We start from the raw sequence: 16,448 nt of genomic DNA, 5'->3' as shown, positions 1-16,448 counted from the left end.
CCATGATTACAAGGACAGGTAACTCTAACAGCATTGACGGATTTTCCCAGCCAGTTTTATTCAGTGCTGAAGACCACCTGCAGCTCGATGGTCAGCGCCTTTTCGCTGTAGTAGGGGATGAAGGACTGCTGGGCAGCAGGTATTTTACCGAAAACAATTCTTTTAAAAGAGCAACTATAGAGAAAAACACTGGAGTAAACACCATCAACGGCATCAGGCTGATCAAGGTTGAAACCAAAGACGGACTGGAATACTATTACGGCGATATCCAGAACCTCCGTAGTATGGCAGGAATGTCAAAATTAGAAGAGGAGAACACTAAAGGCATCGTCTACACTAAAACACTCATTAACGAAAACGTGCCCCTGATATGGCTTGTGACCCTCATCCGAGATAAGAATAATAATTGGATCTATTTTAAATATAATCTGGAAAACAATTACTATTCTCCCGATGAAATTTACTATGGTGGCAACGATCAATCCGCCACGGGCAAGGTAAAGTTTAATTACGACTGGGGCAAAAGACTCTTCGGGCAGTCTAATCCAGTTAACTGGAGCAGAACGCAGTATCTCAGAGGAGAAACCATTACTATAAATAAGCCCCTCGCCTCAATTATTTCTTACTATAAACCACAACAGAGTACATCTGAAAAGCTACTCAAAGAATACAATTTTGATTACATTCTCGATCCCGTATCCAACCGCCTCTTATTGAATAGGGTTTATCAGTCTACCATAGGATACCTTGACAAAAACAACAAAACCAGTTATGGAAAAAAAATGAGCGATGCTTCCAATGCCATTCTGTTTGACTGGTCTAAGGCCAAAACCGAGCACAGACTTTCTTCCAAAGCCCCATTTAAAGAAGATATTACTTTAGAGGAAGATTATAAAGTGGCCATAGCAGATTTTAACGGCGACGGGTTTCCCGATAAGCTCATGCACAAAAACCACGGTAACAAACTCACATACTTTCTGTCGCTAAACGATAGAAAGGGAAACTTTACGCACTTTACACATGTGGATACGGTGCTAACCACCATCGATGCCAAAGCAAAATCTTTTACAGGAGACTTTAATGCCGATGGGCTTAACGATCTGGTCTACCTTTCTAAAGAAAACGATAAATTCTGTATCTACACTTACTACTCTTCAACTGGTGGATCCAATGGCAATTTTAAATTAAAGGAGTCCATCTCACGCAATATCGCCTCTCTACCTGCCCTCGAATTTAAGAACTTCTGCTTTGGCGTAGGCGATCTCAATGCAGATGGATATTCTGATATATTGCTTTACTACATAGATAAAAAACAGATTAACTACCAATCCTTCTTTTATTCTCCTTCCGCTATCAAGGCTGGTACACGCAGAGTATACAGTAAAGGCAACATACCAGATGAAAACTACAACTCCCAGGCAACAGACCTAAATGGGGATGGCATAACTGATCTGCTATATACCTGGACAAACAAAGATGGCTGGTACATTAAATCCTTCATGTTTGCCAATAGCAAAGACTTGGGCTTTATCCAAAGTGAAGAGAACAAAGCAGATCAGGTTGTTTTTAACCCTGGAGTGGACATCAAATTTCCAGATGGAATGTCTTATGACGATATCATGAAAAAGATAGCGGCTGGCGAGCTCAACCAGAGCCAGCTAGATTCCCTGATCGAAAAAGGTACCAACCAGACCATCGCAGAAGGAGATTATTCCAAACTGGGAAACCTCATGTATGCAGACATCAATAAGGACGGCAATATTGATATCCTCATATCTAACTCAGATCAGGACGGATGGGCAGTATATGTTGCCCTGGGAAAGGGAGACGGAACATTTACTTTTCGTAACAAGAGTGTCTTAACAAACAGCAAAAAATTTGCTTACAACCATAAATCCAGCTTCGGGGACTTTAACGGAGACGGAAATCCGGACCTGATTCTTCAGAAGACCGATGAAAAAGGCTGGTTTCAACTCATTGCTTACGGAAATGGGCAAGGACAGTTCAAACTCAGCAAAGCCGATGGAGATTTCGAGTTGCTACTGGCTAAAAACTTTTCTTATAGCCAAAGATACATAACTGACTACGTAATGCCCTATTGCGCTTCCCAGTTGTACAGACTGGAAAGAATCTGGGACGACGGCCGCATAAAAAAAATAGTAGACTGCGCCGGAATGAGCCAACATGAATGCCTACTGCGCAACATCAGGCAGATATTCCCCGAAGAGACCGGATTTTATCCACAGAGGGTTTCCCGCCCATACCAGGCACCCATGTCAGATATCCTCAAAAACTTCATCCCTCAGAAGCTCAACATCGAAAACAACATCAAACGTATCATCGAAAGCAGTTACTGGGGAGATTCGATTACCACTACGGCAAGTGGCTGGTTCTGCGGCAACCAGAGCTATAAGTACTATACAAAGTTTACTTATGGAGATTACTGGCAGCCCTATGTGGCCGATCTTAATGCCGACGGCATTTCAGACCTAATGCTCGCTTACCCAAGGCAGGTACCCAGCGATTCTGCCCTCGGCCTGCCGAAAAACGAACTCGAAGATCGCTTATTTGCATTTGTAGCGATAAATGAAACTATCAAAAACGGCTACATCAGCCTCATCACCCATTCCAACCAAAGCAAAATAAGCTTGGAATATGCATCATCCACAATTGAAAAGAAAAATCCTTTTACATCTACAGCTCTTTCCTACCCTTATATCCCCTGTCATGCGCCGATCTATACCGTATCGCGGGTAGGTGTTACTAACGGTCTTTCTTCTAAATCCCTCAACTATACCTCCTACAATTACTATAATGCCGTCGTATCACTTAATGGGCGAGGGTTTCTGGGATTTGAGCACAAACAGGTTATCAATGAAAACAACGGAAACCGTACCGATCAGACCAGCTTAGTGGATTCCTCGCTGTTAAAACTTGGCATAATGCCCATAAAATCAATTAAAACCTACGTACATGGGGCGCTGGGCCAGGTCTCGGATGAAAGCATGAGATACGAAACAACTTTCCATCTGGACAATAAAAACGTGTATAGCCTATTTAACATCAAAAAAACTTCGGCTACTTTTGATCTATTAGGTATACCTACGAGTTTTTCAGATATAGAAAGCAAATATGACAGGTGGGGAAATATTTTATCCTCCCAGATAAAAAAAGGGCAAGGACTAAGTGAAATCACCCAAAGCCTTCGCAATGTTTATTACGATTCTGTAGAAGATGGATGGATAGATGAAGATAAATGGTTACTGGGTAGATTAAAGTCTTCAGAAATTACTACCCAACGCGGCGAGCAGAAAACAGTTAGAACCTCCATTTTCTTCTACCACAATGAAACTGGCCAGCTAATCAAAGAAATATCAGACGCAGATGACCCTGTGAGTCCGTTGAGCCTGACCAAGACTTATAGCTATAACAAGTCGGGTAGCATTTTGGAGAGCAAAATATTTCCTACCAATAACCCGGATCCTGCAATGATCAAAACCATTTCCACTGTTTACAACAAGGACAATCGGTTTGTGGAAAGCACAATAGATGCCATGGGGTACCTGAGTACCAAGCTTACCGATCCTATAAGTGGTCTGGTAGTCGAAAGCGTATTGGCAGACAAAGGATGCAGGACTACAACTACAGCAGATGAATTTGGAAGATTTCAGAAGGTACTTTTACCAGAAGGCATTGAAAATAGAAAAGAAATGCGCATATGCACTAACTGCTCAATCTACGGTAATGCAAGCTATTTTAGTGTCGAAACCAGCAGCATCTCAGATCATAGCATTCCCGTAATCAATTTTTTCGATAATACCGGTAAAGTAGTCTTCAAAGTAAATCTTGACTATAGATTCAAAAAAGTATTTACCAGCTACCATTATGATGCTGAAGGCAACCTTACCCGGTCATCCAGTCCATACTTTGAGGGAGAAAAAACAAACTATACCACCTTTAGATACGATGCGCTCAACAGAAAAATATTAACACTGCTTCCGGACAATACAACTATTAAGAACGAATACATTGGCCTTACTTCCCAAATCATAAATCAAAAAGGACAGCGAAGCACCTCCATAAAAAACATCCTTGGAGAACTGGAAAAATCAGCCGACGATAACGGTTTTACAATCAGCTACGCCTATGATAACTTTGGAAGGGTACGGACCATTACCGATAAAAACGGATTGGCCTACCGAATGGAATATGATCTTAACGGAAATCGGACCCAGTATATCAGTCCCAATTTCTCAAAACCTGAGTCGGCGGTATATGACGCCTATGGACGAAGAATTAAAACCACTGATCCAAAAGGATATGAAAAAGCCTTCAGCTATGATAAGCTCGATAGGCTCACAGGGATCAAAGCAGATAGGCCTGGATACAACCGACATGAATTCAGTTACACTTATATCCGCCAGGACGAAGCTCTGGAGGGAAAAGGGCGCTTAAAATCTATCTCATCTAACTCCGACGACCATCCGCTAGATGAGACCTTTACTTATAATAGCTCTGGACAGATGCTTACCCACAGCTACCAGATCCGCAAAGGATCGTGGCTATATGAGCCCCATTCATCGAGTAAAAGCAAAAACACGCTCATCTATGAATACAGATACATAAGAGGTCAACTCTCTAGCCTGATTTATCCTAATACCGGGATGAAAAATGATAACAGTAAATTTGTGCTCGATTACAGTTATGAGAACGGAACGCTTGTTCGTGCCAGTTCAAAAACAGCAGGGCGTACCATAGAATTTTGGAAGCTCCTTGATAAAAATGCGATCGGCACGACAACTGCTTATCAGTTGGGCGACAGTATTAGATCAGTGCAGGAATTTAGCCCTGAACTAAACAGCCTGAAAAGCATCCAATACACTCGAAATGCCCAAGTCATCGCAGGAATGAAATACAGCTATGATGAGATAGGAAACCTTGTCTTCCGACAGTCCTCGAAAGATTCTCTCCTGGCAGATTCCATTTACTATGACAAACTTAACCGGGTTATCGCAGTCAAAACCGGGATATATGGCACAACTGTAAAATATGAAGATGATGGCGACATCAGAGAAAAACAGTACGGGGCTGACTATAAACTGGAATATGCATACCAAGTTGGCAGCAACAGATTTAAGGAAGTAAAGCTGACCAATATTTCAAACGGCACCGTTAGAAAAGACCCCATCGATTACGATGCTGCGGGCAATATCCAGGAAGCATTTTTCGTCTATCTTTTCGGCGGAAGCAGAACTGATATCGTCTACAATCAGTTCAACCTTCCTTATTCTATTTCCGATACCCGATTCCATTACGCATATGACGAAACAAAATGTGCCCTTTATAACAGTTCTAGCGGAAGTGGAAGTCTATTTTTGGGAGGACTTTCAGAATACAACTATAAACTCAATATGGCAGAACAGCTGCGCTACCAAAAGATAAACATACAGATTGAAGGCAAAACTGTTGCAAGTTTCTACAGTCACTCAGGTACTGCAGAATACTTTTTGAAAGATGCCCTGCAGAGCGTAATTGCAGTTACAGATGAAAAAGGAAAGATATTGAAAGAATTCGCCTACGACATTTGGGGGCTGCGCAGAGATCCCTTAACATGGAAATACGACTGGAATGCCTTAAAAAACATGGAAACGGGTACCAAAGAAAAAGGCTATTTGAACAATATAGCTCTTGATGGTTATGGGCTGGTAGATATGGCGGCAAGGTTATACGATCCGATATCTGGCAGATTCACAGGTGTAGACCCTATTACCAACAACCGTTATGCCAATACCCAGTTTTTTAACGGATATCTTTATGGGTACAATAACCCCACAGTCTATATCGACAAAAACGGCAAATTTGGATTTCTCGTGGCTGTTATTGTAGGCGCATACCTGGGTGCCTCAGCCGCAGGAGGCTCGCTTCTTCCTTGGCAATGGAATGAAAATTGGTGGAAAGGGGCCCTGGTGGGGGGAATATCTGTTGCAGGTGGATACCTGGCCGCCCCGGCAATTTATACCGCAGGAGCTACTGTCACCCCAGGAATGATTGTTGCAAGTGGTGCAGCAGCAGGTTTTGCCGGCAGTTTCACCTCCACACTGGTTAATGGTGGTACTTTCGGACAAGCATTTGAAAATGGTTTGAAGGGTGGCATAGTTGGTGGTGTTTCCGCCTGCTTTACCTTCGGGATCGGAGAGGCATTCGGCAATAACCCCGAATTCTTAAAAGGAAACTACTTTGCTAAAGCCTCATTGCATGGACTAAACCAGGGAATAGCTACAGAGGCTATGGGAGGAAGTTTTGAACATGGATTCTTGGCAGGATCCTTTACTTCAGCTGCCACTCCAGTAACACAGCTCCCTGGTGTAACAAATGAGCAGCGTATCTTGCTTTCCGGACTTGTTGGCGGTACCGCATCTGCTCTGGGAGGGGGAAAATTTGCCAACGGAGCAGTATCAGGAGCTATGGTGCAGATCTTTAATGAAAACCAGACCCATCCTAGCGATGCCAAAGACGGAAGTTTCGAATTCTGCACCGATGATAAGAGTATTTGTATCGAAGGCGGTGTAAGCCTTGGCAACTTTGCAAACGCAAGCCTTGAAGGCGACCTTGGCGTCGGCGTTTATATGGGAGTAGGAGGAGGAGTCAGCCACAACCTCATTACCCATGAAACTACTGTAAGCGCAGGTTACGGCTGGGATATTAAGACAGTTGGAGGAGCGAGTATGGGTATCAATATGGGATCCAAAAACGGATTCTTTGGATCAGCTGGCGCATTCGGTGCAAATTACGAAGTAAGCGTTAATTTCAACTTTAGCAACATCGCCAATACTATGGCCAGAAACTTAGCCGAATTTAACCGTCAATTTGAAAACTGGGTTCTAAGTCGGCAGAATTTCAGGGCAATAAGCTATTAAAAAAGCATCCCTGCCCAAAATCAACTCCAACGCCACCGACAGCAGGGATATCAGAATATATTATAATAAGGGAAAGTTTCTTTTGCTTTCCCTTATTACTTCCATCAAAACCACACCAAATAATTCGAAGAATTCCAGTTTGTGTTCAGACATCATAACCGAGCGAAGATACCCAAAGATAGGAAGATATACACAGATGAATACGTGTGATAAAATAACTGCCATCCGATGCAAGCCGTTGGTTACCACATAAAGATTTGTACTTGGAATAGGCTCTGATCAATGATCTTATTACCTAATGAATTTATTTGTTTCATTTACGGTCACTGCCATGTATCCAGCTGGTCGGAAAACTCGAACACTAGATAAAAAAATAACAGTAATTAATTGACTCAATCTGGGCTATAGTCTGTTTAACTTTCGTTGATAACCTACTTATTTCATATTTCGACAGTATGTGTGAAATATAGATCATTGTAGTAACTGGTGGTTTCCAACAATTGCTTGTTTTAGATCGATATTATATGATTGGTGAGCATAGCCTCCATCAATGGAAAATGCGATGTAATATCCGAAGCCCTTTGCGAACCGGCTACGGCCGCAGGTAACTTTGAGCCTTAATGGAATGCTAAACTTATGAAAGGCAGTTGCGGTTTTTCCTGTCTCGGGAAATAATCCAGAAACAGGTTACCCAGCTTAAGAAAGCTGTTGAAATTCCCAGTTCAGGGTCGGCCAGAGTGAAGGAGGATATAATGGCTGCTGCTGAAACGCCAGAGGCAAACAAATATGGAAGATACTTTTTCATACGGACAACAATTCAAAAATCAAACCAACTCAGCAGGGCAGACGCAAACGCCTATCAATATTTCATTGTTCTGACATTTCTACCAAAAAAGTCAGTTTTCTGTTATCGCTACTCCTTCTATTTCCCAGGTATTGCCCGCGATGAGCCGAACTTTTTTGTTCCTGGCGGCAAACTTTGACTTAAATCAATAGATTAACAAATATATAATATGGGCATAATTTGCCTGCTGTACTTTCGGGCCACTAAAGAAATGTATATCATATAATGCCATACTTTACTGGTTATTAATTTTTGTTTGTAGAATATTGTTTACAAAGAGAGTATGGGCAAATAATAATTTTGTCTATATGAAAACATATAGGGTACTATATGCCAACGCTTAACACTAAAATATTGCTCGAATAAATTAACAAATGGTCTCACTTAAAACGCATCATGCCCAGGCTATGGCCTGTAAGCATCTTCCTGAACGTATACCGAAAGACGATACACCGCTGTGCTGCTTTTGGCACTATTCAACAGATCAGACATTCTTTTTTTTAGCAAAGAACCTGTTAAAAGTTTTGCGTGGCACTTCAATTTTCTGCAACCTTTTAAATAATTAATAACCTAAACCATTAAATATGATGAACAAGTACTTTTTTATCCTGCTGTTATTCATTTTGAGTGTTTGCTTCTCGGCACGATCCCAAACCTTCGTGCATCCGGGGGCTCCGCTGTCGGCTTCTGATCTGAGTATCTTAAAAGCACACATTAGGGCCGGAGATTATCCCTGGAAACAGGCTTATGATGTTATGGCTGCCGATGGCAAGGCGCAACTGACCTACACATATCAGGCTTTTGCTACGGTTACCCGTAGCCCTGATTTAAACCTTTATCGTTGGAGAAACGATATGACTGCGGCCTTTTATTTATCACTAATGTGGTATTTTACTGAAAATGAAGCTTATGCTGCAAAAGCGAGGGATATTTTAATTGCCTGGGCCACTACCCAAACAGAGTTTGGAGGCCAGTTGGGCAACCTTGACTTAGGGATTATGCCTATGCCTATGGGGGCGCGGCTTCTATCCTCCGCGGCAGCTGGAGTGGTTGGACGGCGGCGAACACAGCAGCCGTAAAAAACCTCTTTAACAACGTATACTGGCCGGCTTCGGGCTGCACTTTTTATGCTATAGGCCCATCCAATAAAGGTAACCTGAGTATATCTGCAGGAGCGGTGATCGCCGCATTTTCCGATGATCCCGCCAAGATAGCGCATATCGTATACCTGGCGAGAAATATCGCCTCTTGCGGAATTAAAAATACCTTACCCAGTGGCCAGAACGGAGAAAGTTTAAGAGACCAGGGGCATGCCCATGGTACCTGGAACAACCTGGCCTTCGTTGCAGAAGTGCTCTATAAACAGGGTATCGACATTTATTCGGACCTGGAAGACCGGATTATGGCCAATGCCGAATATTTTTCCAGGAAAAATTTAAGCCTGCCCATCCCTTACGTTCCTTTTGGCACTATTGATGCCTATTATTTAAATGATGTAACCGTTCCATGGGATCAGGGAAGGTTTGGCCCGACTATAGCCCATGGGGCCTATATCGTCCGTAAAAAGCAAAGTTCGGTTTACCTGAACAAACTGCTAAATAACATCCCCCGACGTTTTGACCCGGTAATTACCTGGTTCTATAAATCAGAAGACAACGCTACAGCCACGGTACCGACGCAAACAGAAATTGTTCCTGAGCCTACAAAAGTTGGAACAGGGGGCTTAACCTCTGTTGATATAGGCACGGTATCGGCTGCCGGAAGCAGTTCCTACAATAACAATGTGTGGACGGTAAAAGGAAAAGGAGATATCTGGACCCATGGGGCAGATGCCTTGCACTTTGTATATAAGGAAGTGACCGGAAATTGTTCCATCATTGCTAAAGTAGAATCTGTTGAGGGTACTACTTCCAGTTCTAAAGCGGGGGTAATGCTCCGTTCTGATCTGAGCCCTAATGCCGCGCAAAGGGCATGGATAGCGATAACGCCTGAGGTGAAAGCCGAGGCGTTTATGCATGGATGGTCAGAACTAAGGGGTGGTGCTTATTATGAGAAAGCGTCGAGACCGGTAACCAGCATTCCTTACTGGGTGAAAGTTGAGCGTGTAGGGGAGATGGTTGCCGTTTATTATTCTCCTGATGGGGTAAGTTGGGCGGCCTCACATGAGGGCAGGTATACTGGCTTTACCGGCAGGGCCTACATTGGCCTGGCGGTTTGTTCATCTGGCAGCGGTGCTTTAAATACCGCTACTTTTAGTAATGTGAGTATTACCGGCGGGCAGGGCGGAGTGGTTACTGCACCCCAAGCCCCGCTTTCGGTATATGCCTATCCCGGAGATAAAGAGATGCGGGTAAGGTGGTTATCCTCCTTTGGCGCAGTGAGCTATACGCTTAAACGGGCGTCTTCCCTGAACGGGAGCTATTCTACCATTGCTACAGGCCTTTCCGGAAATACATTTCTGGATAATAATTTATCAAACGGCCAGACTTATTATTATAAAGTTTGTGCAGTAAATACTGCGGGCACCAGTGCAGATTCACCAGGAGACGGAGGTACTCCGGAGGCGCCACCGGTTCCGCAGGTATTAAATTCAGATAGTTTTAATGGGGTGTACCGGATTATAGCCGTACACAGCAATAAAGCCGTGGAGGTTAAAAACGGATCAACAGCCGAAGGGGCCTTATTGGGACAAAATGCCTATTCTTCTTCCAGTAACCAGCATTGGAGAATAACGCCTTTATCAGGTACCGATTATAAGATTGTAAACCTGCGGAGTGGGAAAGCGATGGATGTGGTGAACAACGCTATAACCAATAATGCACTTATCGAGCAACGCAGTTATTCGGCTACAGATTCAGCCCAGATATGGTCTATTAAGGACCGGGAGAACAGCACGTTCAGTATTGTGGGGAAACCAAGCCAGAAAGCACTAGAGGTTGCCAGCTCGAGTACGTTAAATGGTGCCGCAATGAACCTGAACAGGTGGCTGGATAACCCCAACCAGATTTATAGAATAGAACCGGTTACGCAACCAGACATGTCTTCTGCTTACCTTAAAACACTGGCTGAAGCGATAAAACTACGCGATACCACCCAAACGAGTACAACAGTGGAAGGCGGTAAATTTCCGGTGGCGGCCAAGGTACAGTTGAACGATAGTATCACCCATGTACAATCCTTGTACAACCCCCAATCAACAGTTTTTCAGATTAGTGACTATGTTACGATATTGGAGAATGCGATGGAACGGTATAAGGCTACCATGTATTACTATACGAATAGCCTTGCTGACGGGAATTACTATCTTAAACCGCTTGACAGCGATTCGTTATGGACGAAAAACGAGACGAACAGGCCCTTATTTGATGTGTTGAATCCTAATCCCTTAACTCAAATGTGGAATGTGAAAAAGCAAGGGAATGGCAGGTATAAAATTATTTGCCTGAGCTCGCCACTTCCGGCATTTAGCAATTATATTTATGAGGATGCCTTATTTGGCCGTAATGTTATTGCCTACAACGACGCTTACAATTCATTTAATATTTATGGTAACGGTACCTCGTATGCGGTTCAGCGGGCACAAAACGCTGGAAACGGCTATTGGTATAAAAATGGCAATCAGATACTTGCTGTGCTTGGAAATGATAATGACCCGGTTCCCTATACTTTTCCGTTCCGTTTTGTACCGGTTGGAACGGTTCCGATAAGCCTGACTGCTTCGGCTACCGATGGAAAAAACATCCTGGAATGGGACCCAATTGCAAATTTAACCTATACGATCAAACGCTCAACCACACCAGGCGGGCCTTATACCGATATTGCCACAGTGAACACCACAGCCTTTACTGATACTGCTGTTGTGAATGGGACAACTTATTATTACATCGTTGCTTCGCCGGATGGTGTTGCATCCAGTCCGGAAGTTTCGGCCTCACGGAATGTAGGAATGGTTTACCTGAAGTTTGACGAAACCAGCGGAAACCGTTGTGTGAGCAGCTGGGGAACTATTTATGGCACTATGGCAGCTACATCAACACGTGATGCAGGTAAAACAGGAAATGCCCTTAAGCTGGATGGGGCAAGCACTTCTTATGTTACATTTCCTACCGGAATTGTGAGTAAGGTAACTGATTTTACCATCTCGGCCTGGGTAAAAATGGATGCCCTTGCCAACTGGATGCGTGTATTTGATTTTGGTACCGGTACTAACCAGTATATGTACCTTACCGTGCAGGGAGGAACCACTACAGCGAATGGGGTAACCTTATCAACCGTTAAATATGGAACTAAAAACGGGGGTACAGAGTTAGGTATAACTTCTCCATATGCCTTCCCGTTGAATACCTGGGTACACCTGGCGGTTACCCAATCCGGAACCACCGCCAAATTGTATATCAACGGCGTGCTGAAATCAACCAATACCGCAATTAATATTAATCCTTCACAACTTACCCCTACGGGTACTACTACCGGTACAAATTTAAACTACCTTGGCAGAGGTCAATTTAATGATCCGATGTTCAGAGGTTCAATTGATGAGTTTAAGATTTACAAGCGGGCTTTAAGTGCTTCTGAAATTGTAGAGGGCATGAAGGTTTTCCAAACCATTACATTCAATACCATTACACCAAAACTGGTAGGTAGTGATGATTTTGATCCGGAAGCTGTCGCTTCTTCAGGGCTTCCGGTAGAATACACCAGTTCGAACCCTGCAGTTGCAACTATAGTGGAAGGGAATGTCCATATCGTATCGGCCGGAACAGCAATCATTACGGCTTCGCAGGCAGGAGATGAAGTGTATGGGCCAATATCACAAGCAAGAACCTTGTTGGTTGGCATTACCACTAATACACAGCTTACTACTTTATTGGGTAGGCCATTTAGCTATACCATTACCGATAAGCCATTAAGTAATTTTACGGCAACAGGTTTGCCAGCCGGGCTAAATGTAAATGCTACAACGGGCGTAATATCAGGCACGCCTACCGAATATGGTACTTTTCCAGTAATTATAGGTGCTGTTAAAGACAGCATTACCAATACACAAACGATCACCTTAACGGTGAAAAATAATGCGGTAAGCAATTTAATTGCTGCTGCAGGTGATGCAAAAAATGTACTGGAATGGGATGCTATTCAGAATTTTACCTATAACGTTAAGCGTTCAACCGCATTAGGAGGTCCTTATATTGCAGTGGGTAGTACAAGTAGCCCTAAATTTACAGATACCGGTGTGAGCAATGGAACTACTTATTATTATGTAATTGCAGCGGTTGATAGCATAGGAGAATTGCCTCCGGGTACAGCGGTAACCGCAAAACCTGCGGCTGGCCAGCTTACTTACCTTAAATTCGATGAGGGGAGCGGAACCCGCGCTATTGACAGCTGGGGCGCTACACACGGAACATTGGCGGCAACGGCAACCCGTGCAGCCGGAAAAGATGGAACTTCGCTAAAACTCGATGGTACAGCTACTTCTTACGCTACCTTGCCAGCAGGGATTGTAAAAACAGTATCCGATTTTACCGTTTCGACCTGGGTAAGGATGGATGCACTCTCTACCTGGATGCGTGTATTCGATTTTGGTACCAGTACCACACAGTATATGTTCCTTACCGTTCAGCAGGGAACGCCTACTGTAAATGGTGTAAAGCTATCAACGGTTCGTTATGCCGTTAAAAACGGGGGTACAGAGTTAAACGTAAGTGCCAACTTTGCTTTTCCGTTGGATACCTGGACACATTTGGCCGTTACCCAATCAGGAAATACGGCAAAGCTGTACATTAACGGTACTTTGGTATCAACCAATACCAACCTGAACATTAAACCTTCGCAGCTCACCGCTTCAGGTACAACTACGGGCACTACGTTGAATTACCTGGGTAAATCGCAGTTTAATGATCCCCTTTTTAAGGGCTCAATTGATGAATTTAAGATCTATAGCAGGGCATTAAGTGATGCGGAGATTGCCGAAAGTTTAACAACTGCACAAACCATCACCTTTAATGCTTTGCCAGAAAAAATGGTTACCGATACGAGCTTTAACGCTGGTGCAGTTTCCAGTTCGGGTTTGGCCATCAGTTATGCCAGTTCAGACACCACAGTGGCAAAGGTTGTCAACAATATGATCCAGGTTAAAGGAGCAGGTGTTACCACCATTACCGCCACTCAGGCAGGCAATGCAACCTATGCGGCTGCCGCGCCTGTAAGCCAGGCCTTAACCGTTTATCAAGTTGCGCAAACCATCACCTTTAATGCTTTGCCAGAAAAAACGGTTACCGATACGAGCTTTAACGCTGGTGCAGTTTCCAGTTCGGGTTTGGCCATCAGTTATGCCAGTTCAGACACCACGGTGGCAAGGGTTGCCAACAATATGATCCAGGTTAAAGGGGCAGGTGTTACCACCATTACCGCCACCCAGGCAGGCAATGCAATATATGCGGCTGCCGCGCCTGTAAGCCAGGCCTTAACCGTTCATAAAGTTGAACAGACCATTAGTTTCGCCAGCTTACCTGCCAAAAGGATAGGAGATGCCGATGTAACATTAAGTGCGACAACAAATGCTAATTTACCGGTTAGCTATTCGAGTTCCGATACCACGGTTGCCAAGATCGTAAATGATAAACTGCAGGTGGTAGGTAAGGGAACGGCCGTTATTACGGCAATACAGGCAGGGAACGACACTTATGCTTCAGTTAGTTCGACCCAGCCGTTTAACGTGATCCCTTTCAATATCCAGGTACAATCAATGGATGGCGATGGTGGCCAGCTCACCAACAATGTGATCAGGCCAAATTTCAGCCTGGTTAACCAGGATTCGATCGGGATAAACTACAATGAGCTAACCCTGCGTTACTGGTTTACAGCAGAAAATTACGCCGGGATAAATACCTGGATAGACTATGCCCAGATGGGAAACAGTAACGTGAAAATGAAATACGTACAACTACCAAATCCTGCTTCTGGAGCGCTGGGTTACATGGAATATAGTTTTATACCTGGCGGAAAGTTAAATGCAAACAGCAACAGCGGGGTAATCCGTACCAGGTTTGCCAACCAAGACTGGTCTAATTTCTCAGAAGCAGATGATTATTCTTACCAGGCCAATACCAGCAGCTACGGAACAAACAACCGGATAACCTTATACCGCAATGGTAAATTGATATCTGGAGAAGAACCGGCACTTGTACCAGTTATAACTAAACTGAATGTGTTGTATCAGAATCAAAACCAGAATGCAAACAGCAATACAATCAGTGCTTTTATTGCCATTAAAAACACAGGCAACAGTGCTATTGATTATAGTGATCTGACTGCGCGTTACTGGTTTAGCAAAGACGGAACAGCCGGATTAAATATGGTAGTTGATTATGCCAAACTGGGGAATAACAAGATCAAAGGGCAGTTTACAGAGATCAGTCCTTCGCTGGCCGGGGCCGATAGCCACCTGGAATTATCGATCGACCAGTCGGCAGGGAAACTGCATCCTTTAAGCAGTACCGGAAACATCCAGTTCCGCATCTATAAAAGCAACTGGTCTGCCTTTAACGAGGCTGACGATCATTCGTATCTGCCAAAAGCCGCAATGGACAGCAATGCACATATTACCTTGTATTACAAAGGGCAACTGGTGTACGGAACAGCGCCTGCTACGGGTAGTCTTTCAAGTACACAGTCCCGTTCAGATGTAATCACGGCACAGCCTCTTACGCCAGAGTCTTTAACCAGCAATATCATTTATCCGAATCCAGTTAGAGAGCAGTCTTTCAAAGTGAGGCTTACGCCGGATCTCAGAGATCAGAATATTACGGTAACCATCAGAGACGTAGTAGGCCGGGTAATGCAGAGCGGAAGCTATCGCGCTGCAGACCGCGATCTGCAGGTGGGTTTATCAGGAAATTATCGTTTAGGCGTTTATTTCGTGTATCTGAATAAACTAACACCGATCAGGCTGATCGTAGATAAATAAAATATCATCTGACAAAAAAGACCGTCTCATAAGCAATTATGGGGCGGTTTTTTTATGCACTATCTGATCTGTGATTTTTAGTTATGCTAGCCATCAGGCAGATATAAATGGAAGTCTGAAAACGATAAACCTGAGTTCGATTTGTTTAACAAAGGCCGGTGCAAGGGAAAAAACTGCCATAAAGAACAAATTCCCGGTACTTTAAGCCCGATCCGATAGCTGATAGATTAACCGGCTTGATTTAAAAATGGAAAAACCCGCAGTTGTATGTTCCTATTAGTAAACTATAATAGAAGGGTTTAGCCACCTGGGGGCCGATCATTTTTTTCCTGTTCGGAGATTACTTTTCGAATACCTATAGATAAATATTTATTTTTTTAAAATAAACAGAGTATTAAATCTGATGAGCCGTGTCTATTGGGTAAATAGCTTGAAAAAGCTTTAGATGAGATGTTGAAGAGCCTTAATCTTCGCCCTTGAGAACCGGATATATTAAAACATGCCACTTTAAAAGTTTCACATTACTGTATATAAAATTTGCCACAGCAAATTAAACCGCAGGAAACGGATAAAGACCGACCAAATTGGGAGCAGATTAATTCAGAAATCTTTCATCACACGGAGGCTTAACTCACCTCTGAGTAAATAACTAACCAATATAGACCAGTTAAATCTAAAATGTTCAAAAATATCTTTTAGAGCTAACCGTCCTAAGAAC

3 protein-coding genes are annotated in these 16,448 nt (G+C 43.5%); all 3 read left to right on the top strand.

The window, feature by feature from the left end:
* Positions 1-2: 2 nt before the first annotated feature.
* Entirely contained in the window at positions 3-6,917 is a 6,915-nt protein-coding gene (locus H9N25_RS12915; protein ID WP_190326142.1) for an FG-GAP-like repeat-containing protein, read from the top strand.
* Between the two features lie 1,428 nt (positions 6,918-8,345).
* Positions 8,346-8,840: an alginate lyase family protein gene (locus H9N25_RS12910; RefSeq protein WP_190326141.1), complete on the top strand. Its 495-nt coding sequence runs from the start codon at positions 8,346-8,348 to the stop codon at positions 8,838-8,840.
* A 98-nt stretch (positions 8,841-8,938) separates the two neighbouring features.
* Positions 8,939-15,730 carry a LamG-like jellyroll fold domain-containing protein gene (locus tag H9N25_RS12905; protein ID WP_190326140.1) on the top strand — a complete coding sequence of 2,264 codons (6,792 nt, stop codon included), beginning with the start codon at positions 8,939-8,941 and terminating at the stop codon, positions 15,728-15,730.
* The last annotated feature ends 718 nt before the right edge of the window (positions 15,731-16,448 follow it).

It is taken from the genome of Pedobacter riviphilus (assembly GCF_014692875.1).
In the GTDB taxonomy this organism is placed as follows: Bacteria; Bacteroidota; Bacteroidia; order Sphingobacteriales; family Sphingobacteriaceae; genus Pedobacter; species Pedobacter riviphilus.
Note: the sequence above shows the minus strand (reverse complement) of the source record. Positions and strands in the feature narration are given on the sequence as shown.